The sequence below is a fragment of the Cutibacterium equinum genome (assembly GCF_028021195.1).
GTDB classification, from domain to species: Bacteria; Actinomycetota; Actinomycetes; order Propionibacteriales; family Propionibacteriaceae; genus Cutibacterium; species Cutibacterium equinum.
Genome location: NZ_CP115668.1, coordinates 118,582 through 142,726 on the forward strand (window position 1 = coordinate 118,582; position 24,145 = coordinate 142,726).

The window sequence follows — 24,145 nt, forward strand, 5'->3', positions numbered from 1 at the left end:
ATGTCCCTTGCCCGTGTCTGTCACGTCTCCACCGTCCACAACCCGCGCGACGGCCGCATTTTCCGCAAGGAGTGCGCCAGTCTCGCCAGGCGCGGTGCCGATGTCTGGTTCATCGGTGCCCAGGACGGTGAAGAGATCGTCGACGGGGTGCACGTGGTGGGAATCGGCAAGGCCACCAATCGCATCGACCGGTTGACTCGCCGTCAGGCCAAGGTGTGGAAGGCCCTCGACCGGGTGAACCCCGATCTCGTCCACATCCACGACCCCGAGCTCATCCCGCTGGTGTGGGCCTGGAAGACGTTGCGTGGGCGGGCTGCCGTGTTTGATGCCCATGAGGACCTCGTTGCCCAGATCGACGGCAAGGAGTATCTGTCGCCGAGGGTCAAGCCGGTGGCTCGCGCGGTCGCCAAGGCCCTCGTCACCATGGCTGACAAGGGGTTTGACGGTGTGGTCGCGGTGACCGACGGGGTCGCTGAGGATTTCAGCCACCGTAACCTGAAGCTGGTCCACAACTACCCGCTGCTGTCGAGCTTCGACACCACGGTGGAGGGACAGAAGGTTCCCGGCCAGATCGTCTACGTCGGAATGCTGTCCAAGGGGCGCCAGACCGACAAGATGTTCGCCATGATGGACCTGATGGACGGTGATGCTCGTCTCGTCATCGCCGGCAAGCAGGACCCCGAGGTCGCCTACCTCTTCGACGAGCTCGACAAGCATCCGCGAGTTGACTACCGCGGCTCCATTCCGGTCGACGAAGTCCCCAGCCTGCTGGGTTCCTCGGTCATCGGACTGGTGTTCCTCGAGCCCCTGCCGAACTATGTCAACTCGCTGCCCACCAAGCTCTTCGAGTACATGGCGGCCGGGATCCCGTTCATCTCGACCGACCTGCCGTTCCTGGTCAACATGCTCGAGAAGTGGGACTGCGGAGTCTTCGTCGACACGTCACGCGACGCCAAGGCTGCGGCCGAGGCTGCCAAGGAGTTGCTGGCTGATCCGCAACGCTGCAAGCGTCTCGGTGAGAACGGGCGACGCGCCATCGCCGAGGAATTCAACTTCGAGGCTGACGCTGACGCTCTCATCGCAGTCGAGCAGCGCGCTCTCAAGCGTCAGGACTCCCAGATCGTCGAGGCATGACTCGGATTCTCATCCGTGTCTTGGTGGCCCTGCTGCCGCTGACGGTGCTCTTCGGCACCTATGCGGCAGTGGGGCCCTTGACGTCCTTCCGGGCGGTCGTGGCCGTGCTGGCCGTGGTGGCCCTCGCCAAGGGGACGTCGTGGCCGCGTCAGTGGCCGCTGATCATCGTTGGTGCTGCGTGGGTGGTCGTCGGTGTGGTGTCCGGGCTTGTCGTGTCCTGGACGCCGGCCTGGGGAGATCTCGCCAACCTTGTCGTGGGGTTGGTGCTGGTGTGGGCCCTGTCTCGGGTCAGGAGCGACGACACCCTGGGTGACCTGACCGTGGGGTGGGAGGTCGCCATCCTCATCAGCCTGCCGATCGCGGTGTGGGAGCACCGGACGACGCGACACCTGCCGCAGTTCATCGACGGTCTGTGGCGTGGCCGACCTCTGGTGTATCCGTTGCCGGGCACCTTCTTCCCGAACCCGAACTACTACGCCCTGTTTCTCGTGCTTGGGCTGGGGCTCATCGTGTGGCACGCCATGGTCACAGGCGGTTGGCAACGCTGGTGCCACGTCGTCATGGCCCTCGCCAGCGTCTACCTGTTGTGGCTGACGGGGTCGAAGCTTTGCCTCATGGGTGCGTTGTTGATGGCCATTGGCGCAGCTTTGACGTGGAAATACGGTCGGATGGCCGTCGGTGTGGTTGCGGTGGTCGTCGCGGTCCTGGCGCTCGGACCAGGTCGGGCGAGGCTGCTCTCGGCGTGCAATGACGTCGTCGCCGTGGTCATGCACCACGCCAATCTCGGCTCGCACTCCTGGCCGGTCAGGCTGTCGCTGCTTGGCTTCGGCCTGCACATCATTGGGACGCACCCGCTGCTAGGGGTCGGACCGGGTGGGTTCGCTCATCTGGCCCGTCACCCTGGTGTGTATTCCCTGCACCACAAGACCAATCCCCATAACGGACTCATCCATGTGGCCTGCGACTACGGTGTTGTCGTCGCTGCTGTGCTCGTCGTGGCGTGGGTGTGGGGGATTGTCCGTGGGTTCCAACGGTGTGCGCATCACCCGGGACACACCCGCCAGATCGCCAGGCTGTACATCGCGATGATGTTTGCGGTACCGGCACTCATGATGGCCAACAGCGTCTTCGTCGGGCCCAACGTCGTCGCCCTGTGGATGGCCGTGCTCGTCCTGCTTGACACCATGGTCGGGCCGCAGGAGAACGTGAAGCCCAAAAGACCCATGACGGTGGCTGATCGGGCCACGAACCGGGTTGTCGGCGGCGGAGACGATAGGCTGGGCTGACGTACGGTACGCGGCCAGGAAGGTTCATCAATGCGCGTCGTGAGCATCGTCGGGGCTCGTCCCCAGTTCGTGAAGTTGGCCCCGGTGGCCAAGGCCTTCGCGGCCGAGGGAATCGACCACAAGATCATTCACACCGGGCAGCACTACGACGTCAACATGTCCGACTCCTTCTTCATCGAGCTCGGCATCCCGAACCCGGACCTGCACCTGGGCGTTGGTGGCGGCTCCCATGGCGTCATGACCGGCCGGATGCTCGAACAGCTCGACCCTGTGCTGGAGGAGATGAACCCGGATTGGGTGCTCGTCTACGGCGACACCAACTCGACCATCGCCGGCACGCTCTCGGCGGTCAAGATGCACCTGTCGGTGGCTCACCTTGAGGCCGGCTTGCGTTCCTTCAACCGCCGCATGCCTGAGGAGCACAACCGGGTCCTCACCGACCATGCCGCTGATGTGTGCCTGGCCCCGACCGAGGTGGCCATGAAACACCTGGCCGACGAGGGGCTGGCGGACCGTTCGGTGCTCGTCGGTGACGTCATGACCGATGTCTGCCTGCAGGTGCGCGACTCCGTCCTTGCCGACCCGCGCCCAGTGCCCGGCGTGAAGGAGGGCGAGGAGTACGTCATGGCGACGATCCATCGCGCCGACAACACCGACGATCCCGGGCGTCTGTCCCGCATCCTCGACGCCCTCGGCGGCTTGGACCGTAAGGTCATCCTGCCGGTGCACCCGCGGCTGCGCGCCCGCGCCGAGGCCGATGGCATCACCATCGCTCGCGGCAACCTCACCACCATCGACCCGCTGGCTTACCCTGACATGGTCAATGCCGTCACCCATGCCGCCGGCGTCATCACCGACTCGGGCGGCCTGCAGAAGGAGGCCTTCCTGCTCGGCACGATCTGCACGACGGTGCGTACCGAGACCGAGTGGGTGGAGACCGTCGAGAACGGCTGGAACGTGCTTGATCCCGACGCCGAGCACCTTGCCGACTACGCCACTCGTCGGCACCCGGAGGGCGATCCCGGCCACCCGTACGGTGACGGCAAGGCTGCTGCCACCGTCGCCAAGGTACTGCTTGAGGCCGGCAAGAAGAACTGATGACCGGTTCTCCCCGAACGGGCCGGGTGGTGTCCTTGTCCACGGTGCACCACGGCCATGACAACCGAGTCTTCAACAAGGAGGCCCGGGCTCTGGTCGGAGCCGGCCACGACTATCACCTCGTCATCTCCGCTGAGCATGACGGGGTCGACCAGGGTATCCCGGTCGTTGCTTTGCACCGTGAGGAGGGGCGAGTCCGTCGTCTGGTCGTCAGTCAGCGGGAGGCCTGGCGACACCTGCAGGTCCTCCAGCCCGAGGTACTTCACATCCACGATCCTGAGCTCATCCCGTTGGCGCTGCTGTGGGGCCGTCGTCACCACTGCAAGGTCATCCACGACGCTCACGAGGATCTCATCGGCCAGGTCGACACCAAGCCGTATCTGGGAAAGGTGACGCGACCGCTGGCCCGGTTGGCTGCGCGGGGTCTCGTGGGGTTGGCCGACCGTGGGGCTGATGCCGTCGTTGCGGCGACCCCGACGGTGGGCCAGAGATTCCATCACGCCCCGGTGACGGTGGTGCGCAATTACCCGTGGCTGGGCAATTACGACGTGACGCCTGACCCGGTGCCGGGGAGGCTGGTTTACGTCGGGGATCTGTCGGAGGAGCGCAAGCTCTCCTTTATGATCGAGGTGACGCGCAGGGTCCGTCAGCAGGTACCGCAGGCTCACTTGGTGCTGGCTGGGCGAGTGCTGCCGCGTTGTCAGAACACCGTCGACCGCGCTGTGGGGCAGGGCTTCGTCACGCATCTGGGGCTGGTTGGACCGACTGAGGTGCCGCAGGTGTTGGCCAGCGGTCAGGTGGGGCTCGTGTTCCTCAAACCGCTGCCGAACTACGTAGCATCCCTGCCGACGAAGCTGTTCGAGTACATGGCTGCTCAGGTGCCGTTCGCGGCGTCCGACTTCCCGGCATGGCGGGAGATGTTCGATGGTTACGGTGCCGGAGTCTTTGTTGACACCGAGAACGTCGCCGCGTCCGCCGATGCCGTTGCTGCCTTGTTGTCCGATCCGCAGCGCTGCCGCGAGATGGGTCAGGCTGGGCGTCGAGCCGTCGAGTCGGGGCTGAACTTCGAGTCCCAGGCTGAGGCATTGACAGGGCTCGTTTCTCGCCTGCTCGAGGGCTGATCTTCCGGGTTCCGATGTGGTCGTCGCATGGCCCCGCCCCGACCCGTGTGGTGGTGATCGGGGTTGTGGGTGGGGGTGTTGCCAGTTCTCGTGACAGGCTGGTGTGTCATCACCCGGATCACCACCGCGGTGACCATGACCTACCCGGCTGGCCGACTGTTCCTGTGACCACCACCGCCTACCCACCTGACTGACCACCCCCTACCTGTGTGGTGGTGATCGGGGTTGTGGGTGGGGGTGTTGCCAGTTCAGGGAGCAGGGTCCCGCGTCACGAGGCGGTTGTCCACAGGGGGTTTGATGGCCCCAACCGTGGTTGTCCACAGATGTGAGATTGCCTGGCGGAAATCGGTTGGTCTGCCGATAACTATGGTTGTGAGAACCCTTCAAGAACGACTCGATCAACGCGGCGTGGCCCGTATCCATCGTCACAGCTACATCCGAGGCCAGGCCGACCGGGCAGTAGCTCGAGGAGACGCTGTGCGTATCCTGCCTGGCGTGGTCGCCGCCACAGCCCTGGCCAGACAACCCACCACGATCATGCAGGCGTTGCTGTTATGGCACCGCGACGTCGTGATCGTTGGCAAGGCCGCCCTTGTGCTGCTGGGGATGACGGCTCCTGGCACCACCAGACCCATGGATTTTCGAACCATCGATGAGGTTGAGGCGTTTTCCTCCACGCGCCGGGTGGCCCGCCCCGGTATTCGCGTGCATCGTTGGCATGTGCCAGGCCGGTTCATCACTGAGCGGCAACGGGTCCGCATCGCCACCGCTGAAGTATCCGTCCTCGTCCTGGCGATCCAGGGGCAGTGGGAGTGGGTCTGTGAAGCCCTTCGCCAACGGATCGTCACCCCCGAGTCATGTCGGCGGGCCCGTAAAAGCCTGACGGGCCGCTATCCCAAAGCCCAGGTCGAGGCCGCGTTGGCTGATATTGATCTCAACGCGTGGTCGGTTCCGGAGTTGGAGATGGCCCGAATGTTGCGTGCGGTGGGAGTGAGGGGTCATAAACCCAACCGGAAAGTGTGGGCAGGGGACCGCTCGTATTACCTGGATCAGGCCTTCGATGCTGAGAAAGTCGCGGTGGAGATTGATGGGCGGTCTGTGCACGGCACCGTTGAGGGATTCGAGGAGACGATGATGAGGTCGGCTCACCTGGACTGTCATGGCTGGAGGGTGCTCCACGTCACCCCGACCATGATGCGCAGGAATCCAAGGTTCGTGCTGGACTGGCTGGCCTCCCACCTCCACCGACGCCACCGACCCAGAACCATGTTCACCGAACCCGTCCTACGACAGATCATGGGCGGTGCCACGCCAGCCTGAACCGCCACTCATCACCTGGTCATAGCAACACACCAGCCCACCTCATCATGGGCCATCCCACAGGTGCCGACCTCGACACCCCTGCCCGACGTTCACCACACCGCGCTATGGAAAACCAGGCGCTGATAACCCCACCAACACCAAGACACACCACCATCAACCACTAGAAACCCCAACACCACAGGAGAAGGAAAGTACCTCTCATGGTTCGAGGCGCGGGTCATGAGATGCGCGGGAGCAAGGGCCACTGCCTTGTAGCGGAGACCCACCACCGACAGTCATGGTTCGAGGTGCGGGGCACGAGACTCCGACCTGCTGGCCCACGGAAAACGGTGGGGGCAACGCTTTCGCGTCACCCCCACCGTCAGGTGTTGTCACTTGTAGGAGTAAAAGGCCGGGGCGGTCGACACACGACCGGTGCCACCCATCGGGGTGGCGTGGCCATCAGCTCGCGGATCGCGGCGGGAAGCCCTCCGGCCACCTGAAGGCGTGCGCTTGGACAGGTCCTCGAACAAGGACGGGTCGTGGGATCCCGTCTTCTTGTCCTTGGATCCCTTGCGTCCTGCGATCAGCGCGATCCCGACGATGGCGACTGCGGCCACCGCGACGGCAACCAAGGAGCCCTTGTCGGTCTGTTCAGGATTGTTCTGTGATTTCCTCGCGCGCATCACTCACTTCTTCCCGTCGATGGGCTTGGCGCCCTTCTTGTCATCGTCGCGCAGAGCGTTGTCGTTCTTGTCTTGCTTGCCTTCCTCGGTGAGGATGTCGCCGACGATCGCTCCGGCCTCACGATGGAACGCGATGTAGCGAGCACCAAGGTTGATCATGGCCTGCAGACGGTTACGTCCGCCCAACAGGGTGTAAATGTGCACCGTCACCCAGGTCAGCCATGCGCCGATACCGGTGAACTTCAGCTTCTCGGACAGCTGGACGACAGCCGAGTTGCGGCCGATCGTCGCCATGGTGCCCTTGTCGTGGTACTCGAACTTCTCCAGCGGCTCGCCGAGTTCGAGATGGACGATCTGACGGGCGACGCACTCGCCACCCTGGATGGCGGGCTGAGCCAGCTGAGGCTTCGGATCCTCGGTGTTGATGGCACCGTCGCCGACGGCGAAGATGCGATCCTGCCCGTTGACGCGGAGGGTGCCGTCGGTGGCGATACGCCCGCCGCGTCCCTGCTCGAACCCCCAGTCGGCCACGGCCTTGTGGGCGCCGACGCCGGCAGCCCAGATGACCATGTCCGCGGGAAGAGTCTGGCCGTCCTTGAGAAGCACGGAATCCTCGCGCACCTCGGCGATGGCGGTCTTGGTGCGCACATCCACGCCGCGCTTTTGCAGCTGACGACGGGTGTAATGGCGCAGAGCCGGATCGAACGGCATGAGGAGGTGGTCAGCCATCTCGACGAGGGTGACGTGGACGCGGTCAATGGACACGTCCGGGAAGATTGCCGGAATGCCGATCGACTTCATCTCAGCCAAGGTGCCGGCCATCTCGACACCGCTCGGGCCACCGCCAACGATGATGACGTCGAAGGTCTTGTCACGCTTGGTGTCGAGGTCCTCGAGGTAGGTGAAGATGGCGTCGCGTGCGCGCAGCGAAGAGGCGCGAGTGTAGATGGTGTAGGAGTGCTCGGCGGCGCCCGGCATGCCGAAGAAGTTGGCTCCAACGCCTTGGGACAAGATGAGGTAGTCGTACGGGATCGGGTCACCGTTGTCGACGTTGACAAGTCGATTCTCGGCATCGATGCCGGTCACAGAGGCGCGACGGAAGTGGGTGCGAGGACCGTTCTGAGCCGCGAAGGAACGCAAGCGGTAGGTGACGTCACCAGGGTTCAGGCCACCGGTGGCGACCTGATACAGCAGCGGCTGGAACGTGGTGTACGGGTTGCGGTCGATGAGGGTGACGTCGCACCCTGCTTCGGCAGTCTTCTTGGCGGCCGCCAAGCCACCGAAACCAGCACCAACGATCACGACTCGAGGCTTGGAGTTCGCCAGAACTGGTTTACGACCCAGGCCCGGCAGGCCAATGTCCGACAACAGGGTATTGATGTCCATCTGATCCTCCGAATGACGGTGTGACATGCCGATTGTCCCAATGATGTGCTGTATTTCGCAATAACTTGAGTTCCAGTGGTAGTTCACGACCGGGTACTTCAGCTCACAGCGTGACAGGCTTGGACCATGCCACATCTCCACACCCAGCCCCACGGACACGACGTCACGATCAGCGCGTGGATCTTGAGGCGATTCCCGGCTGACAGCTCACGTGGCTGGCAGTGGAAAGCCCTCGTGCACAAGCACCGCAAGATGAACTTGTGGATTCAGCCCGGTGGGCACGTTGAGCACACTGAGAACCCTTGGCAGGCCCTTGTCCACGAGCTTCACGAGGAAGCCGGGTACCACATCGACCAGTTGAGCGTCTTGCAACCCTGGAAACGGCTTCCTGACGGGGTCCACGATCTCATGCACCCGACGCCGGTGCTCCTCAACACCCACAGCCCGTACCCAGGCCACTTCCACTCCGACATCGTCATGGCGCTGGTGGCTGATGGTGATCCAGCGGAGAAGCCGCGTCCTGGCGAGTCTCAGGAGCTTCAATGGGTCAGCCCCGACGAATTTGCCGCACTCCCGGACGCCGAGCCCGATGCCGTCATGATCATGACCATGATCGTCGAGCGGGTGGCCGATTCCTGGATCCCGATCCGGGCGACGGAGTGGTCCCTGGAGGACGCCCCCGCCGAGGCGATGACGAACCGTACGGTTGCCGAGGCCACCGCCCCCGACCCTCTGAACGACAGGGAGACCGAGGGGTGGGGTACGGCCCAGTGACACGCAGCCTTGACCTCGACGCGATAGGGGCCGGGCTTCCAGTCGCAGCTCACGGCGACGAGATCACCACAGCGTTGGATACAGGCAGGGCCGTCATCGTCGCCCCGCCCGGCACCGGCAAGACGACCTTCGTCCCGCCCCTGGTCGCGTCGCGGTATTCGGGTCGGGTCATCGTCACTCAGCCACGACGGGTGGCAGCCAGAGCCGCCGCACGCCGACTTTCCACCCTCACCCGGACCCGCCCCGGCGACATCGCCTCCCACACCGTGCGCGGGGAATCGACGACCACCCGCGACACCAGGGTCGAGTTCGTGACAACCGGGGTCCTGCTCCGCCGTCTGATGCGCGACCCTGACCTGACAGGGGTTGATGCCGTCATCCTCGATGAGGTCCACGAACGTCACCTCGACGCCGACCTCGTCGTCGCGATGGTCTGTGAGGTGGCGAAACTACGCGACGACCTCACCGTCGTCGCGATGTCAGCCACCGTCGACAGCTCCGGGTGGGCGAGCCTGCTCGGTGGGGACGAGCTCGCACCGGTCGTCGAGGTGCCCTCGGCCCTGCATGAACTTGAGATTGAGTGGGCTCCAGCCTCCGGGTCCCCTGTGGATTCTCGGGGTGTGACTCGCGAATTCCTCCGTCACGTTGGCAATGTCACTGTTGAGGCCCTCGATCACCACCCGGATGGCTCGGCCTTGGTCTTCGTGCCAGGGGCTCGCGAGGTGGATCACGTTGTCGCCGATTTGCGCTCCCGGCTCGAAGGCGTCGAGGTCGTCGGGTTGTCAGGGTCAATGTCAGCCAGCGAGCAGGATCATGCCTTGTCAGACCCAGGTTATGTGCGCCGGGTCATCGTCTCGACGGCGGTCGCGGAGTCCTCCCTGACGGTGCCTGGGGTCAGTCTCGTCGTTGATTCCGGCCTGTCCCGGGAACCGCGCCTCGATCGTGGTCGCGGCATGACGGGCCTGGTGACCGTCCGGGAGTCCCGGGCCTCGGCAACTCAACGTGCTGGGCGTGCAGCTCGCCTCGGCCCTGGCGTCGCGGTGCGGTGCCTGCGCGCCCAAGACTGGTCGGGGATGGCCGCCGACCCCGCCCCCGAGGTTGACCACGCCGACCTTGTGGCATCGCTGTTGTCACTGGCCGTTTGGGGCTGTCCACGTGGCGAAGGTATGGCTCTACCAACCCCGTTACCACAGGATCGGGTGGCTGAGGCCGAGGAGGAACTTCGTGAGCTGGGTGCCGTTGATTCTCAAGGAAGGGTCACCGAGAGAGGGCGTCAGTTAGCGACGGTTCCGGTCGACCCTCGGCTGGCAAGGGCTTTGGCCGACGGTGCGCCGATTGTCGGGTCCCGTCGGTGCGCCGAGATCGTGGCCATGCTCGGCCTCGACGACGGGCAGGTCGACCTGGTTGGGCAGTGGCGCCAGTTGCGGACCGGTCGTCACCCCGATGCGAAGACATGGCGTCGCGAGGCCGATCGACTCGCGCGCCTCACCGACGATCTGCCCGCCACCGACATCACCGACGACGATGCCGTCGCCACTGTCGTCTCCTTGGCCCGCCCAGGTTGGATCGCTCGCAGTCGGGGTGAGGGGTCGTCGTCCTATCTGTTGGCAGGTGGCACCGGGGTTGACCTGCCGCGTGACTGCCCACCTGGGTTGCTCGGACAACCGTGGTTGGCTGTCGCCCGGACCTCGCGCATCACGAGCGGTGCCCTCATTCGAGCAGCGGTCCCGCTGTCGGAGTCAGCGGCTCTGGACGCCGGGGCAGCAATGCTTGCGACCGAGACAACGGTTACCTGGGATGGTGGCAAGGCTCGCGGCCGGCGGGTTTCACGGCTTGGCGCCATTGAGTTGTCGTCCACCCCGGTTCAGCCTGGGCGCGCCGAGGCCCGCCGCGCGGTGCTGGAAACCGTGAGGTCGCGCGGGCTGAAGGTCGTAGGGCTGTCGAAGGACGCTGAGTACCTGAGGTGTCGGCTCGCCCTGGCCCACCGGGTACTCGGCGATCCCTGGCCCGATGTCAGCGAGGAGGCCCTGCTCTCCCGCGCCGAGGAATGGCTCGACCTGGACAGCCTGGCCGCAGGGCGGGGAAGTGACGCCACCTCTGGCCTTCGCGGCCTGCTGGGGTGGCAGGAATCGGCCCGCCTTGATGAGGTCCTCCCCGAGAGAATCACGGTCCCCAGCGGGTCGCGAATCCGCATTGACTACCCAGAACCCGGCAGTGACGCCGCCCCCGTGCTCGCGGTGAAGCTCCAGGAGTGTTTCGGCTGGACTGACGGCCCGACGATCTGTGATGGCCGTGTGAGGGTGGTGCTCCATCTCTTGTCCCCGGCTCGACGCCCCCTTGCCGTCACCGACGATCTCGCCAGTTTCTGGGCCAACGCCTACCCAATGGTGCGGGCGGAGAACCGCGGGCGATACTCCAAACATCCCTGGCCTGAAGATCCTTTGACAGCCATTCCCACGAAGCGCACCAATCGGGCGGTGGGGAACAGCTGACGACGGCCCCGGGCTCACTCCGAGTCGAATTTTCCAGCGCCTTCAGCCAGCAGACCCCCTGTGTCTACGCAAATGCGTGTGGTGATTGGGGTCCTGATGGCGGATGCTGCTGTGTGAGGTGGCACGACGCGGGTTCGTCACCCCGATTTCCACCAGGCGGGGGAGTACTCGACATTGCCGCAGCCCCCGCGACAGGCCCCCGCGCGTCGCAGCCCGCGCGCGACAGGCCCCCGCGTGACGGACCCTGCCTGAGGATTTGCGCACCTCTCACCAGGATCGCCGAACGCGTTGTGGGTGGAGACTTCCCGCCAACCGCGACTAAGATGGCCCTCAACGACAGGGGAGCATCACCAGGATGCTGAGAGTGGGCACCGCCCAGACCCTCGAACCTGAACCGGTTAGGACCGGCGTAGGGAGTCGGGCTCTTTGCGCATGCGCGCCCCCTTCCGAACGAACGGAAGGACTTCCATGACCAACGACAAACCCGCCATGCGGTACCGCACCATCGACATCGTCACCCCAGTCATGATCGCGGTGGCCTTCGGCGTCATCTTCCTCGGCTACAGCGCTCTTTACAGCCTTCTCAAACCAGTGACGTCCGTGTATCTGCCAGCTGAAGGCAGTCTCAGCGGCATCTGGTTCCTGCCTGCCCTCATCGCGGGTCTCATCGTCCGTAAGCCCGGTGCCCCCCTCCTCGCGGAGCTCCTCGCCGCATCCATCGAGGCTGCCCTCGGGGGCCAGTGGGGAGTCGGAACCCTCATCTCGGGCGTCCTGCAGAGTCTGCCGATGGAGCTGTGCCTGCTCGCCGTCGCCTACCGCAAGGCCGGACCCAAACTCGCCATCGTCGCTGGTGCCCTCACCGGTCTTGTCGAAGGTGTCTACGAGCGCATCTCCTACTATCCGATGTTTCGTTTCGGCGACACCGTCGTCTACGCCGTCCTCATGATTATCTCCGGCGCTCTGCTCGGCGGTCTGGTGGCCTGGGGAATCGTCCGTGGGTTGGCTGCAGCCGGCGCCCTCAACACCTTCGCCGTCTCCCGTGACCTGCGCGGCACCAAGACCGTCAAGGGTGCGACATCCCCGCGGAACCTGTCATGACTGACGTTTTGACCCGAGACGTCCGGGCTGATGAGTCTTCTGGTCCTCGCGCGATTCCGGTCGACGTCGAGGGGCTGATCGTCGGCGTCCCGGACCGTGAGGCTCCCATTCTCGGGCCCATCGACCTTCACCTGCCCGCCGGTGCAAGGGTGCTTGTCACAGGACCTTCAGGGGCTGGCAAGACGACCTTGGTGCACGCCATCGGCGGGTTGCTGGACAAGGAGAGTCACGACCTGTCGGGCCGAGTGAGCACATGGGATGGCGATGTCAGCGTTGGTCTCCTGCAGCAGGAACCGATTCATTCCGTCGTTGCTGCGACGTGTGGACGTGATATCGCTTTCGGGCCGGAGAATTATCGCGTCCCGCGTGAGGAAATCTGGCCGATCGTCGAGGATTCCCGACGCCGCTCCCGATTCACCATCCCGATCGACCACCCCACCACGAAGATGTCGGGCGGGCAGATGCAGCGCCTCGCCATCGCAGGCATCCTGGCCACCGATCCCGGGCTGCTCCTCCTCGACGAGCCGATCTCGATGCTTGACGAGGAATCAGCCACCGCTATCCGCGACGAGGTCGCCCGCATGGCCCATGACCGAACGGTGTTCGTCGTCGATCACCATCCTGAGCAGTGGCGCGGCATCCTCGACCAGGTCGTCGAGCTGACCGATCACGGCACCCTCAGCCAGATGTGGGATTTCGAGGACTACCTCGATTCGCGTGAGCCCATCGAAGTGCCGCCGCACGCTGACACTCCCGGCGGCACGGTCGCTCGTGCTGTCGCCCTCGACGTCCACCGTCCCGAGTCCGACGCGATGCTGCTTCGTGGTGTCGAGATGTCGGCCCGACGTGGTTGTGTCACCGTCCTGTCGGGCCCCAGCGGGGTGGGCAAGTCCACTCTCCTGAGGCTGCTGGCCGGCCTCGACGATCCCGCCGCCGGTGAGCTCACCCTCCCCGACCCAGGACATACCGCCTGGGTGCCGCAGAACCCGGAGAACTACCTCGTCGCCCGCACAGCTGCCGACGAACTCTTCGCATCCCCGCTGGTTCCCGAGGACGCCGACCTGCGCGACCTCGTCACGACCTTTGGCCTCACACCGATTCTCGACTCCCACCCCATGACCTGCTCGGGCGGGGAGAAGAGACGCCTGGCCATCGCAACCGCGCTCGCCCAGAACCCCGACCTGCTGCTTCTCGACGAGCCGACCGTCGGCCTCGACGACGACCGTGGTGCCAGCCTGCTGGCGGCCATCCGCGCCGCGGCGGATTCCGGGGCTGCCGTGGTCGTCTCTTCCCACGACCCCCAGGTCATTGAGATGGCTGACGAGGAGGTCGACGTCTCGTTGTATCGCCTCCCGGATCCTGCCCCCGACACGACGCAACAGCACACGCCGGCCTTCCTGACGACAATCAACCCCCTCGTCGTCCTGCTCATTGCCGTCGCGGGCATTGTCGGGTCCCTCTTCGTGAGGTCCACGCTCGTTGGAGCCATCGGTCTCATCCCGGCCGTCGTCATGGCCCCGATGTGCTCTCGCCGGGTCAAACCCCTGGTGGTTCGGACGGTTCCGGTTCTCATCGCCGCAGTGATGCTGGTGTGGACGACCTTGCTGCTCCACAACGGCTTCACCGACCCTGCGGTGTGGGGTGAGGCGGCCCGTCAAGGGCTGCGGATTCTCGTCTTCGTGCTGCCCGGGGCGCTGGCCTCGGCTGCGGTCGACCCCACCCGTCTCGGTGACGCCTTGGCCCAGCAGACCCGCCTTCCGCAACGCCCGGTGGTGGCGTCGGTGGCAGGTGTGGTTCGGATGGGGCACCTGGGAGACCAGTGGCGTATCCAGTCCGATGTACGCGCCCTGCGCGGGATGGGGCCGAAGCGGTCCCTGTCCTCCCGAGTCAGGTATCTGTCCTCGATGACCTTTGCGATGATGCTTTACGCCATGAGGTCATCGGAGGTGCTCAGCCGGGCAATGGACTCCCGCGGCTTTGCGACGGCGACTCGCCGGACCTACGCCGTCGAGTCGCGCTGGCTTAGACGAGACCTGTGGGGAGTCGCACTCGCTGCCCTGGTCGTCGCGGTCCCCGCCGTTGCGGCTGTGCTGGCCTGACGGTCCCTGGTAATGCACGAGCGGCCGGGGTTTCCCAGCCGCCCGGTCAGTGTCGTCAGCGGTACAGCGCCTTCTCCAACACGGTTTCGAGCTTGTCGACCGATGCCTGTAGGGAGTACTTGTTCGTCATGAGCTCGCGGGCCCGGTCGTGCCAGCGCTTCATGGTGGCCTCGTCGGCGTCACGCACCCGTTCGATGCCCGCGACGAGCTCGGTCGGGTCAACACAGGCGCCCACCTCGTCGTCACTGATGACGTCACGGATCGGCACCTTGGCATTCGAGACGACGGCCAGCCCGGCCGCCATGTAGTCGTACAGCTTGTTGGGGCTCATCCCCTTGTCAAAGACCGACTGCGGGGAAACGGTGTGCAAACCGACGTCACAGGCCGACAGGATGCGCACCAGCTCGGACTTGGGCACCTGGTCGTGGAAGGTGACGTTCGTCAGGCCCAGCTTCTTGACCTCATCGATGGCCCACTGCTTGCGAGCCCCGGCGCCGACGAGGAGGAAGTTGACGTCGGGCAGACGACGGGCAGCGTCGACGATGAGGTCCAGACCGACATAGTTGGCGTGGGTGCCGGAGAACACCGCGGTGAACCCCTCGATGCCGAACTCCTTGCGTAGGTCCTCGCGGGACTCATGCACCTCGTACTCGGCCAGGTCGGCGCCATTGGGGACGACGGTGACCTTGTCGACGTTGATGCCCAGTTCGCGGAAGTGGTCCTCCCAGCCCTTCGTCACGACGACGATCTGTCGGGCGTGGGCGTAGATGGTCTTCTCCAACCCCTGAAGGACCTTGTGGAGGGCCGATCCCTCCTTGAGGGCGCCGCCGGAGACCAAGGACTCGGGCCACAGGTCCCGCACCTCGACGACGAAGGGCTTGCGACGCAGACCGGCGACGACCATGCCTGCGGCCGGGGCCAGGATCTGTGGGGAGGAGGCGAAGATGACGTCGGCCGGACGCACCAGGGCGCGGGCACCGGCACCGGCGGCGAAGGCGATCCAGCCGAGGACACGCTTGACCCCGTTGCCCTTGTACTGGGGGATCGGGACGAGGGTGTAGCGCGGGTCGTCGACGGTCATCTGCTCGCCAGAGGTGTGGTTGATGTTGGCGGCGTAGAAGTGGGGCTGCCAGCCGCGCAACCGCGAGAACATGTCGAAGTTGCGGGTGATGCCACCCGACCCCGGCGGGAAGGCGTAGTGGTTGATCACGCTGACCTTGCGTTGGGGCATCGTTCCTCCTGGACGTCTCGTGCCGACAATCCTATCGGGCATTCCTCCCAGTTCCTTGTCATGCTTGTTCCACCCTGACAGGTGGACGATCGCGGCCGGTGGCTGATGTCGCCGGCCACGATCATGTCACGACGATGGTCTCGGTGGATGGGTTTGATGGCACCAACGGCGACGCCCAGCGTCTGTGTGGTGATTGCGGTCATGAACCGGGGTGGTGCTACCTGAGGTGGCAGCCGGCCCTTTCATCACCCCGATCACCACACGAGTGGGGGTAGTGAATGAGGGGAGGGGGAACCACCTGTGCGGCCGCGATGTATGCGGGGGTAGTGATGGGTGGGTACTCGCGTGGGGGTAGCGATGGGTGTGAGTAGTCACGACTGCGGGTGGCGACGACGACCGATGACACACAATGAGGGGCCGGTGGACATCGCCACCGGCCCCTCAGCCGTGAATTCGCAAATCAAGATCCGTAGGTCATCTTGGCCTTCTCGAGGGCCGCGACGTACCCGTTGCGCTCGTACTCCGCGGTCGAGGCATCGGCCGGGATGGTGAGCATGCCGCGCAGCGTGTCGAGGTCAAGCTCCTTGCGCTGCAGGTAGGACTCCAGACCCTTCTGCAGCTCGGCCGCATACCCGGCACCATGGCGCACCAACGCCGAGGTGGTCATGACGACGTCGGCACCGGCAAGCAGGTACTTGACGACATCGTCGGCGGTCTCAACACCCGAGGACGCAGCCAGCGAGGCATCGATACGACCCGACAGGGCGGCGATCCACGTCAGTGGCAGGCGGGCATCGGCCGGGGAGGACAACCACACACCAGGCTCGACCTGCATCTTCTCAATGTTGATGTCAGGCTGCAGGAAGCGGTTGAACATCACCAGCGCATCGGCTCCGGCGGCGTCCAGACGGGTGGCCATGTTGCCCAGGGCCGAGAAGAACGGCGAGACCTTGACGGCCACCGGGACGGTCACCGCATCCTTGACGGCCTGGATGATCTCGACGTGACGGTCCTCGACCTCCTCGGCGGACTGTTCGAGGTCACCGGGCACCATGTAGATGTTGCACTCGATGCCCGCAGCACCGGCATTCTCCATCCGTTTGGCGGTGTCGACCCAGCCGCCGTTCGTCGCCCCGTTCAGTGAGGCGATGACGGGGATGTCGACGGCCTTGGCGCTGGCCTCCAGATGGCTGAGGTAGCGCTCGGTGATACCGCCCTCGTTGCTGGCCACGGTCGGGAAGAAGGACAGTGACTCGGCGAACGAGTCCATGTACTCCAACTCGATCTCGGCTTGACGGGCCTCCTCATGCCTCACCTGCTCCTCGAACAGGGAGTACATGACGATGGCTCCGACTCCGGCGTCGGCGAGGGCCTTGACCCCGTCGACCTTCTGCTGGATGGGGCCGGCGGAGGCTACCAGCGGTGACCTCAGGGCGAGCCCCATGTACCTGGTGTGAAGATCAGTCATGACACGTCATTCCTTCGTGGGCTGTCAGGCGCGGTTGGATGAAGCGGCGAACTGGGACATGCGGGCGTCGACGGCGAAGTCCTCGGCAGTCCGGGAGGCCATCTCGGCGTACTCGGCGTAGCGACGCTCCACCTGGCGTTGACCCAGATCCAGCATACGTTCTGCCTCCTCCGGGTGAGCCTTGGCCAGCATCCGGTAGCGCAGCTCGAGCTTGGTGTACTCCCGCCACGTCTTGTCGGGCTTGGGGGAGTCGAGGAGGAACGGGTTTCGTCCCTCGTCGGCCAGCACCGGGTTGTACCTCATCAGCGGCCAGTGCCCACAGTGAACCGCCTTGTACTGCTGGTCGAGACCGTTGCGCAGGTCGTAGCCGTGGGCGATGCAGTGGCTGTAGGCGATGATGAGGCTCGGGCCCGGGTAGGCCTCGGCCTCGCGGAAGGCCCGCAGGGTCTGCTGTGGATCGGCTCCCAGGGCGACGCGAGCCACGTACACCGACCCGTAGGCGATGGCCTGCATGGCCATGTCCTTCTTGGCGGTCGGCTTGCCGGCTGACGCGAACTTCGCGACGGCGCCCAGCGGGGTCGACTTCGACGCCTGGCCGCCGGTGTTGGAGTACACCTCGGTGTCGAGCACGAGGACGTTGACGTCGCGTCCGGATGCGAGTACGTGGTCGACTCCGCCTGAACCGATGTCGTAGGCCCAACCGTCACCACCGATGATCCACACCGAGCGGCGCAGCAGGTGATCGGCGACGCTCATGAGGTCGCGCACCGCCGGGGTCTGCTCCAGGTCGGCGAGCCTGGCTTGCAGTTCCTTGACCCGACGCTGCTGGCTCTGCAGGTCGTGCTCGGTGAGCTGGGGGGAGTGCAGCAGGTCGTCGACGAGCTCGGGGTCGAGTTGGTCGGAAACCTCCTCGAGACGACGCTTGGCCAGGTCGGTCTGGACGTTGGCGGCCATTCGCATGCCCAGGCCAAACTCGGCGTTGTCCTCAAACAGGGAGTTCGACCATGCCGGGCCACGGCCCTCGGCGTTCTTGCCCCACGGCGTGGTCGGCAGGTTGCCGCCGTAGATCGAGGAGCATCCAGTGGCGTTGGCCACTTCGGCGCGGTCACCGAAGAGCTGGGTGATGAGCTTGACATACGGCGTCTCGCCACAGCCCGAGCAGGCCCCGGAGAACTCGAACAGCGGCTCCAGGAACTGGGTGCCGCGCACGGTGGCGAAGTCGACGCGGGAGCGGTCGTTGACCGGGATGGTCTCGAAGAACTCCACGTTCTCGCGCTGGACCGTCTTGTCGAGGTGCTCCTCGAGGTTGATGGCCTTGCGGTCGGGTTCGCCCACCGGGTGGGCCGGGCAGGCCTCGACGCACAGGCCGCACCCGGTGCACTGGTCGGGGACGACCTGCAGGGTGTAGCAGGATTCCGGCAGACCGGCGGCATTGAGCTCGGCGGACTGGAAGGATTCCGGGGCCCCTTCGAGCTGGGACTGCGGGTAGTACTTGGCGCGGATGACGCCGTGCGGGCACACGAAGGCACAGTTGCCGCACTGGATACAGGCCTTGGGGTCCCATGTTGCGATGACGTCGGACAACGTCCGCTGCTCGTACTTCGTGGTGCCTGCGGGGTAGGTGCCGTCGTCGGGTAGGGCCGAGACGGGCAGCAGGTCACCGAATCCCTCGATCATGCGAGCCGTGACGTTCTTGACGAACTCCGGGGAGTCCTCGCGCACGGCCGGGATGAGGCTGTGATCGGCGGTCATCTGTTCGGGCACCGTGACATGGTGCAGGTGCTCCAGGGATGCGTCGACGGCTGCGTGGTTCATTTCGACGATCTGCTGGGACTTCTTGCCGTAGGTCTTCTGGATCGAGTCCTTGATCTTGGCGATGGCCTCGTCCTTGGGCAGCACACCCGAGATCGCGAAGAAGCAGGTCTGCAGGATGGTGTTGGTGCGGTTGCGCAGACCCACTTTGCGGGCCACGGACAGGGCGTCGATGGTCCACAGGTCGAGGTGCTTGTCGAGGATCTGACGCTGCATGGTGTCTGGCAGCTTGTCCCACACCTCGTCGGCGTCGTAGGGGGAGTTCACCAGGACGGTGGTGCCCTCGCGGGCCATCGTCAGCACGTCGATGGACTCCAGGATTCCCCAGGCATGGATGCCGATGAATCCCGCCTGGCTGATGAGGTACGGGGCCTCGATCGGTTCAGGCCCGAACCTCAGGTGGGAGGTCGTCCTGGATCCGGATTTCTTGGAGTCGTAGACGAAGTAGCCCTGGGCGTAGGTGTTGGGGTCGGAGCCGAGGATCTTGATGGTGTTCTTGTTGGCGCCGACGGTACCGTCAGAACCCATGCCGTAGAACACGGCGCGGATGGTCTTGGGGTCCTCGATGTCGAGGGGCTCCCACGGCAGGGACAGGCCGGTGACGTCGTCATCGATGCCAATGGTGAAGCGGGGACGCGGACGCTCCAGCTCCAGTTCGGCGGCGATGCCGGCGACCATACCGGGGGTGAACTCCTTGGAGGAGATGCCGTAGCGGCCCCCCGAGACGATCGGCATGGTGGCGCGGGTGCCACGGGAGTGGGCCTCTGACAGGGCGGACAGCACGTCGAGGAAGAGGGGTTCGCCGTTGGAACCAGGCTCCTTGGTGCGGTCCAGCACGGCGACGGTGCGGGCGGTCTGCGGGATGGCCTTGACGATCTCGGCGGCTGGGAAGGGACGGAACAGGTGCAGTTCGACGAGGCCGAGCTTGTGCCCTTGGGAGTTGAGGTGGTTGATGGTGTGCTCGATGGTGCGGGCGCCAGAACCCATGCAGACCATGACCTCGGTGGCCTCGGGGTCGCCGTGGTACTCGACGAGGTGGTACTGACGACCGACAACCTGGGCGAACTCGTCCATGAGCGACTGGACGATGCCTGGCACCTTCTCGTAGTAGCTGTTGGCGGCCTCGCGGGCCTGGAAGTGGGTGTCGGGGTTCTGGGCGGTGCCGCGGATGAACGGGTGGGCCGGGGACAGGGCGCGCTCCCGGTGGGCGTGGACGAGGTCGTCAGTGATGAAGTGACGGATGTCGTCGTCGGACAGCATCTCGAGAACGTTGAGTTCGTGGGAGGTGCGGAAGCCTTCGAAGAAGTGCATGAACGGCACCCGGGAGTGCATCGTCGCAGCCTGGCTGATGAGGGCCAGGTCGTGGCATTCCTGCACCGTCGAGGAGCACAGCATGGCGAATCCGGTCTGACGGCAGGCCATGACGTCCTGATGATCACCAAAGATCGACAAACCCTGTGCGGCCAACGACCGGGCAGCCACGTGGAAGACCGTGCTGGTGAGCTCACCGGCGATCTTGTACATGTTCGGGATCATGAGGAGCAGGCCTTGGGAGGCCGTGAATGTGGTGCTCAGGGCGCCACCCTGCAGGGCGCCGTGCATGGCGCCGGCCGCACCGCCCTCGGACTGCATCTCCATGACGGTGGGGATGTCGCCCCAGATGTTCTTCCGTCCGGCGGCAGACCACTCGTCGGCGGTCTCGGCCATCGGGGAGGACGGGGTAATCGGGTAGATCGAGCACAGTTCGTTGCAGCGATAGGCGACCGAGGCGGCGGCGGTGTTGCCGTCGGCAATGGTGCGGAGGCGGGAGTCGGAGCTCGTTGCCATGGTCAGTCCTCCTTCTCAGTTCTCGGAATCGACGGTGAACTTCAGCGAAGCTGACCGTTGTGGATTGGGTTCAGGGCGCACGGCCCAGCCGGGGGTCGGGTTGCCCGATCCCTGCACGGTGGCCGGATCGGTGTCCTCGGGGATCATCTCGATGGCGTGGACCGGGCACTGGTCGAAGCAGGTGGCGCATCCAGTGCACTTGTCGTAGTCGAACTCGTAGCGGTGGCCCTTACCGAGCTTGATGATGGCGTCCTCGGGGCAGGAGCCGTAGCAGCCGTCACACTCGAAGCAGTTACCGCAGGACAGGCATCGTCCCGCCTCGAAGTGGGCCTGCTCCTCGTCGAGTCCTCCGACGACCTCGTCGAAGCCGAGGCGCTGGGTCGGGTCGAGCTCGGGTTGGTGACGACGCAGGTGGTCGCCGAAGTACCACAGGTTGAGGTCGTTGAAACCGACTGTGGTGTTCTTGGCAGTCGGATAGCCGGACTGACGGTGGAGCCACAGGTCAATCTGGCGGGCGGCACGCTTACCGTGGCCCACACCGATCGTCACAGTGCGCTCGGAGGGGACGGTGTCGCCACCGGCGAAGATGCCGGGAACGTCGGTCATGAGGGTCGAGGGGTTGACGTCGACGACGTCGTTGCGGAATCGCATGCCGGGCATCTTGTGCAGGAAGCCGGTGTCGGCGTCCTGTCCGACGGCCAGGATGACGGTGTCGGCCTCGAGCTTCTCGTACCGTCCGGTGCCGCGCGGCTTGCCGTTCTCGTCGAGTTCCATGACCTCGACGGTGAGGTCGTCACCAACGTCGGTGATGGTGCGCAGCCAGTTCATCTGGACGCCCTCGCGCTCGGCCTCCTCGCGCTCCTCCTCGTGGGCCGGCATCTGCTCGGCGGTGCGTCGGTAGACGACGATGGATTCCTCAGCACCCAGCCGCTTGGCCACGCGAGCAGCGTCCATGGCGGTGTTGCCACCACCGTAGACGGCCACGCGACGACCGATGAGAGGCTTTTCGCCGGCGGCGACGTTGTGCAGGAAGCTCACAGCGTCAACCATGCGGGATGCGTCGACGGTCGGGATGTCGACCCGCTTCGACAGGTGGGCGCCGATGGCCACGAAGACGGCGTCGAAACGTCCCTTGGCCTTCTCCTCCATGAGGTCGTTGACGGGGTGGTTGAGGACGATCTTGATGCCCAGATCGGTGAGACGCTCGACCTCGGCGTCGAGGACTTCGCGGGGCAGGCGGTATTCCGGGATGCCGTAGCGCATCATGCCGCCGACCTTGTCTCCGGCGTCGTGGATCTCGACGTCGTGTCCGAGCATGGCCAGGTGGTAGGCGGCGGACAGACCGGCTGGGCCAGCACCGATGATCAGGACGCGGTGTCCAGAGGCCTGGGCGGGTTTGATGAACTTCCAGCCCTTCTCGATGGCGAGGTCACCCAGGTAGCGCTCGACGGAGTGGATGGACACGGCCCCGTCGAGGTCGGCACGGTTGCAGGCCACCTCGCAGGGGTGGTAGCAGACGCGGCCGTGGATGGCAGGGAAGGGGTTGTCGGCAGTGAGCTGACGCCATGCCTTCTCCTCCTCGTGGGCCTTGATGAGACGCAACCATTCCTGGATGTTCTCGCCCGCTGGGCATCCGGCATTACACGGAGGAAGCATGTCGAGGTAGACGGGTTTACGGGTGCGGGTTGGGGTGACGCGACCCGTCGTGCGGGCGAGATCGGGACGGGGGGTGATGTCCTGGTTCTCCCTGATGACGTACCCGTTGTGGTCGGTTGTGTCACTCGTCGTGGTGTCGGTGCTCATACCTGGCTCTTCCTGTTGGAAATGCGGCATTTCGGTTTGTGAATGTGGGGTTCGCAAGCCGACTGCAATCGATGTTAGACCACATGTGAAAGGTCGTGCAGAGGAGGGTGGGGCGAGTGAAATATGGTGCAGGAACGTTTTCCTAAACCGCTTCCGCAATGACGTAATTACGCACCTTTTGTGTATCGAAAATCAAGGGTGGCGACGTTTCGCCTTGGTCGGTGGGTGCTGGTCGTTGGGGCCTGGTCTGTGGTGGGGTGTTCGCGAGTGGGTCAGCAGGGGCGTCGCCAGACGGTGCAAGACTGGGAGCATGATCGTTGCCTTCAGCCTTGTTCCCAGCGGTGGCCGAGTCTCCCGGGAGGACGGTGGCGTGGTTGACGCCGTCGCTGCCGCCGTGCGGGTCGTGCGCGAGTCTGGCCTGCCCAACCGCACTTCGTCCATGTTCACCGAGATCGAGGGTTCCTGGGATGAGGTCATGGACGTCGTCAAGAAAGCCACTGAAGCCGTGGGGGAGTACGGCTCGCGGGTGTCGCTGGTGCTCAAGGCTGACATCCGCCCCGGACGCACCGGTGAGATGGACGCCAAGCTTGAGCGGTTGGAGGCCGAGCTCGACAAGGAGCTGGGCTGAGCGAACGGGCCTGAGGTTGGCTCGTCGTCAGTCCCGTCCAACCAGGAGGGTCTTGTAGGCGTTGCGAATGTGAGCCTCGGTGGCCTCGGCTGCCCGCTCCGGGTCGCCGTTCTCGATCGCGGTGAGCATCTCCTCGTGATCGCAGACCAGCCCGTCACGCCAGCTCTCCCATCCGATGAGGGAGTGCTCGGCCTCCAGAATCGGGCGGTGCACGGCCTTGCGGATGGCCACCGTCAGGTTGCTCATGAGGCGGTTGTCCCCGGCCTCGGCGAGGGCGACGTGGAAAGCGGTGTCGAGGGCGTTGAAGGAGTCCGGCTGCATCGCGTCATGCATCTGGCCGAGGAGATCGGTGGCTCGCGCCAGGGGTCCTGGGGCGCGCACCTTTGCTGCCGCCGCGCAGGCAGCCTTCTCCAGGGCTACTCGGGTCTCAGTGAGGTCGGCAAAGGAGACGACGTCGAGGGCTAGCTGCAGGCGCAGGATGCGTCCCATGGCATCGGAAGGATGGGCATCGACGCGGGTCCCGTTGCCTCGTCCAGTGCCCGAGGTGAGAATGCCCTGGGCCTCGAGGGCGCGGATGGCTTCCCGGACGGCCCCCCGGCTGACGCCCAGGGAGGCGGCGAGCTCTCGTTCCGGGGGGAGGCGCGAACCATTCACCCATGTCCCAGCGAGGATCTCTTCATCAATGTGACGCATGACGACCGAGAATCCGCCGGATTTCGTAGCGGTGTCAGCGCCTTCGTCTGGCTGTGATTCCGGCGCCCAGCCTGGGGAGTGTGCGTCTGGCTGGGTGGAGTCCGCGTCGCGCGTCTGTGTCATGGCTGGGATCCTCGTTGGTGAGTGGCTTCATTGTCACCGAACATGCATCGTATGTCCAACGGTGACGTGACGTAGATCGTGCGT

General features: G+C 65.1%; 17 protein-coding genes and 1 riboswitch. Of the genes, 10 read left to right on the top strand and 7 right to left on the bottom strand.

From position 1 onward, the window contains the following. The 5 genes from O6R08_RS00490 (at window position 1) to O6R08_RS00510 (ending at window position 5,959) form a co-directional block, all read left to right on the top strand. Entirely contained in the window at window positions 1–1,134 is a 1,134-nt protein-coding gene (locus O6R08_RS00490) for a glycosyltransferase (protein ID WP_271418263.1), read from the top strand. Beyond that, the gene (locus O6R08_RS00495; RefSeq protein WP_271418264.1) at window positions 1,131–2,420 is read left to right on the top strand and encodes an O-antigen ligase family protein; all 1,290 of its coding nucleotides are present in this window, start codon (window positions 1,131–1,133) and stop codon (window positions 2,418–2,420) included. Before O6R08_RS00490 ends, O6R08_RS00495 begins: the two co-directional genes overlap by 4 nt. A 30-nt stretch (window positions 2,421–2,450) precedes the next feature. After that, window positions 2,451–3,518, top strand: a complete 1,068-nt coding sequence (wecB, locus tag O6R08_RS00500; protein ID WP_271418265.1) for a non-hydrolyzing UDP-N-acetylglucosamine 2-epimerase — start codon at window positions 2,451–2,453, stop codon at window positions 3,516–3,518. After that, window positions 3,518–4,639, top strand: a complete 1,122-nt coding sequence (locus tag O6R08_RS00505) for a glycosyltransferase (RefSeq protein ID WP_271418266.1) — start codon at window positions 3,518–3,520, stop codon at window positions 4,637–4,639. Before wecB ends, O6R08_RS00505 begins: the two co-directional genes overlap by 1 nt. A gap of 366 nt (window positions 4,640–5,005) precedes the next feature. Further along, complete coding sequence (locus tag O6R08_RS00510) at window positions 5,006–5,959, top strand: endonuclease domain-containing protein (protein ID WP_271418267.1); 954 nt, start codon at window positions 5,006–5,008, stop codon at window positions 5,957–5,959. 374 nt (window positions 5,960–6,333) lie between these two features. Here O6R08_RS00510 and O6R08_RS00515 read toward each other — a convergent pair whose 3' ends face one another. Together O6R08_RS00515 and O6R08_RS00520 are read right to left on the bottom strand one after the other, a co-directional pair. Further along, entirely contained in the window at window positions 6,334–6,627 is a 294-nt protein-coding gene (locus tag O6R08_RS00515) for a hypothetical protein (RefSeq protein WP_408640114.1), read from the bottom strand. Window positions 6,628–6,630: 3 nt separating this feature from the next. Then, window positions 6,631–8,013 carry an NAD(P)/FAD-dependent oxidoreductase gene (locus O6R08_RS00520; protein ID WP_271418269.1) on the bottom strand — a complete coding sequence of 461 codons (1,383 nt, stop codon included), beginning with the start codon at window positions 8,011–8,013 and terminating at the stop codon, window positions 6,631–6,633. Window positions 8,014–8,139: 126 nt separating this feature from the next. Here O6R08_RS00520 and O6R08_RS00525 point away from each other — a divergent pair, with 126 nt between their 5' ends. From O6R08_RS00525 to O6R08_RS00540, 4 genes are all read left to right on the top strand, one after another. Then, complete coding sequence (locus O6R08_RS00525) at window positions 8,140–8,787, top strand: NUDIX hydrolase (RefSeq protein ID WP_271418270.1); 648 nt, start codon at window positions 8,140–8,142, stop codon at window positions 8,785–8,787. Continuing rightward, entirely contained in the window at window positions 8,769–11,279 is a 2,511-nt protein-coding gene (gene hrpB, locus O6R08_RS00530; protein ID WP_408640115.1) for an ATP-dependent helicase HrpB, read from the top strand. Before O6R08_RS00525 ends, hrpB begins: the two co-directional genes overlap by 19 nt. Before the next feature lie 328 nt (window positions 11,280–11,607). Further along, a riboswitch (TPP riboswitch) is annotated at window positions 11,608–11,712 on the top strand. Between the two features lie 35 nt (window positions 11,713–11,747). Further along, the gene (locus O6R08_RS00535) at window positions 11,748–12,377 is read left to right on the top strand and encodes an ECF transporter S component (RefSeq protein ID WP_271418272.1); all 630 of its coding nucleotides are present in this window, start codon (window positions 11,748–11,750) and stop codon (window positions 12,375–12,377) included. Next, window positions 12,374–14,476: an ATP-binding cassette domain-containing protein gene (locus O6R08_RS00540; RefSeq protein WP_271418273.1), complete on the top strand. Its 2,103-nt coding sequence runs from the start codon at window positions 12,374–12,376 to the stop codon at window positions 14,474–14,476. The genes O6R08_RS00535 and O6R08_RS00540 overlap by 4 nt, the downstream gene beginning before the upstream one ends. 55 nt (window positions 14,477–14,531) lie before the next feature. Here O6R08_RS00540 and O6R08_RS00545 read toward each other — a convergent pair whose 3' ends face one another. From O6R08_RS00545 to O6R08_RS00560, 4 genes are all read right to left on the bottom strand, one after another. After that, the gene (locus tag O6R08_RS00545) at window positions 14,532–15,707 is read right to left on the bottom strand and encodes a glycosyltransferase family 4 protein (protein WP_271418274.1); all 1,176 of its coding nucleotides are present in this window, start codon (window positions 15,705–15,707) and stop codon (window positions 14,532–14,534) included. 460 nt (window positions 15,708–16,167) lie between these two features. Beyond that, window positions 16,168–17,175 (bottom strand): dihydroorotate dehydrogenase-like protein, encoded by a 1,008-nt coding sequence (locus O6R08_RS00550; protein ID WP_271418275.1) that lies wholly within the window; start codon window positions 17,173–17,175, stop codon window positions 16,168–16,170. Window positions 17,176–17,199: 24 nt separating this feature from the next. Beyond that, window positions 17,200–20,814, bottom strand: a complete 3,615-nt coding sequence (gene nifJ / locus O6R08_RS00555; protein ID WP_271418276.1) for a pyruvate:ferredoxin (flavodoxin) oxidoreductase — start codon at window positions 20,812–20,814, stop codon at window positions 17,200–17,202. 15 nt (window positions 20,815–20,829) lie between these two features. After that, a complete protein-coding gene (locus O6R08_RS00560; protein WP_271418277.1) occupies window positions 20,830–22,647 on the bottom strand; it encodes an NAD(P)-binding protein in 1,818 nt (605 codons plus the stop codon). A gap of 280 nt (window positions 22,648–22,927) precedes the next feature. Between O6R08_RS00560 and O6R08_RS00565 the strand changes: the two genes are divergently transcribed. Then, a complete protein-coding gene (locus O6R08_RS00565; RefSeq protein ID WP_271418278.1) occupies window positions 22,928–23,245 on the top strand; it encodes a thiamine-binding protein in 318 nt (105 codons plus the stop codon). A 27-nt stretch (window positions 23,246–23,272) separates the two neighbouring features. On the opposite strand, the gene O6R08_RS00570 is transcribed toward O6R08_RS00565, so the two are convergent. Continuing rightward, on the bottom strand, window positions 23,273–23,938 hold the full coding sequence (locus O6R08_RS00570) for a FadR/GntR family transcriptional regulator (protein ID WP_271419133.1): 666 nt from the start codon (window positions 23,936–23,938) through the stop codon (window positions 23,273–23,275). Window positions 23,939–24,145 lie beyond the last annotated feature (207 nt).

What these genes read in the sequence shown, in the direction of transcription:
- O6R08_RS00490 (WP_271418263.1), top strand. Translation starts at nt 1, where the DNA reads ATGTCCCTTGCCCGTGTCTGTCACGTCTCCACCGTCCACAACCCGCGC.
- O6R08_RS00495 (WP_271418264.1), top strand. Translation starts at nt 1,131, where the DNA reads ATGACTCGGATTCTCATCCGTGTCTTGGTGGCCCTGCTGCCGCTGACG.
- wecB (WP_271418265.1), top strand. Translation starts at nt 2,451, where the DNA reads ATGCGCGTCGTGAGCATCGTCGGGGCTCGTCCCCAGTTCGTGAAGTTG.
- O6R08_RS00505 (WP_271418266.1), top strand. Translation starts at nt 3,518, where the DNA reads ATGACCGGTTCTCCCCGAACGGGCCGGGTGGTGTCCTTGTCCACGGTG.
- O6R08_RS00510 (WP_271418267.1), top strand. Translation starts at nt 5,006, where the DNA reads ATGGTTGTGAGAACCCTTCAAGAACGACTCGATCAACGCGGCGTGGCC.
- O6R08_RS00515 (WP_408640114.1), bottom strand. Translation starts at nt 6,627, where the DNA reads ATGCGCGCGAGGAAATCACAGAACAATCCTGAACAGACCGACAAGGGC.
- O6R08_RS00520 (WP_271418269.1), bottom strand. Translation starts at nt 8,013, where the DNA reads ATGGACATCAATACCCTGTTGTCGGACATTGGCCTGCCGGGCCTGGGT.
- O6R08_RS00525 (WP_271418270.1), top strand. Translation starts at nt 8,140, where the DNA reads ATGCCACATCTCCACACCCAGCCCCACGGACACGACGTCACGATCAGC.
- O6R08_RS00535 (WP_271418272.1), top strand. Translation starts at nt 11,748, where the DNA reads ATGACCAACGACAAACCCGCCATGCGGTACCGCACCATCGACATCGTC.
- O6R08_RS00540 (WP_271418273.1), top strand. Translation starts at nt 12,374, where the DNA reads ATGACTGACGTTTTGACCCGAGACGTCCGGGCTGATGAGTCTTCTGGT.
- O6R08_RS00545 (WP_271418274.1), bottom strand. Translation starts at nt 15,707, where the DNA reads ATGCCCCAACGCAAGGTCAGCGTGATCAACCACTACGCCTTCCCGCCG.
- O6R08_RS00550 (WP_271418275.1), bottom strand. Translation starts at nt 17,175, where the DNA reads ATGACTGATCTTCACACCAGGTACATGGGGCTCGCCCTGAGGTCACCG.
- nifJ (WP_271418276.1), bottom strand. Translation starts at nt 20,814, where the DNA reads ATGGCAACGAGCTCCGACTCCCGCCTCCGCACCATTGCCGACGGCAAC.
- O6R08_RS00560 (WP_271418277.1), bottom strand. Translation starts at nt 22,647, where the DNA reads ATGCCGCATTTCCAACAGGAAGAGCCAGGTATGAGCACCGACACCACG.
- O6R08_RS00565 (WP_271418278.1), top strand. Translation starts at nt 22,928, where the DNA reads ATGATCGTTGCCTTCAGCCTTGTTCCCAGCGGTGGCCGAGTCTCCCGG.
- O6R08_RS00570 (WP_271419133.1), bottom strand. Translation starts at nt 23,938, where the DNA reads ATGCGTCACATTGATGAAGAGATCCTCGCTGGGACATGGGTGAATGGT.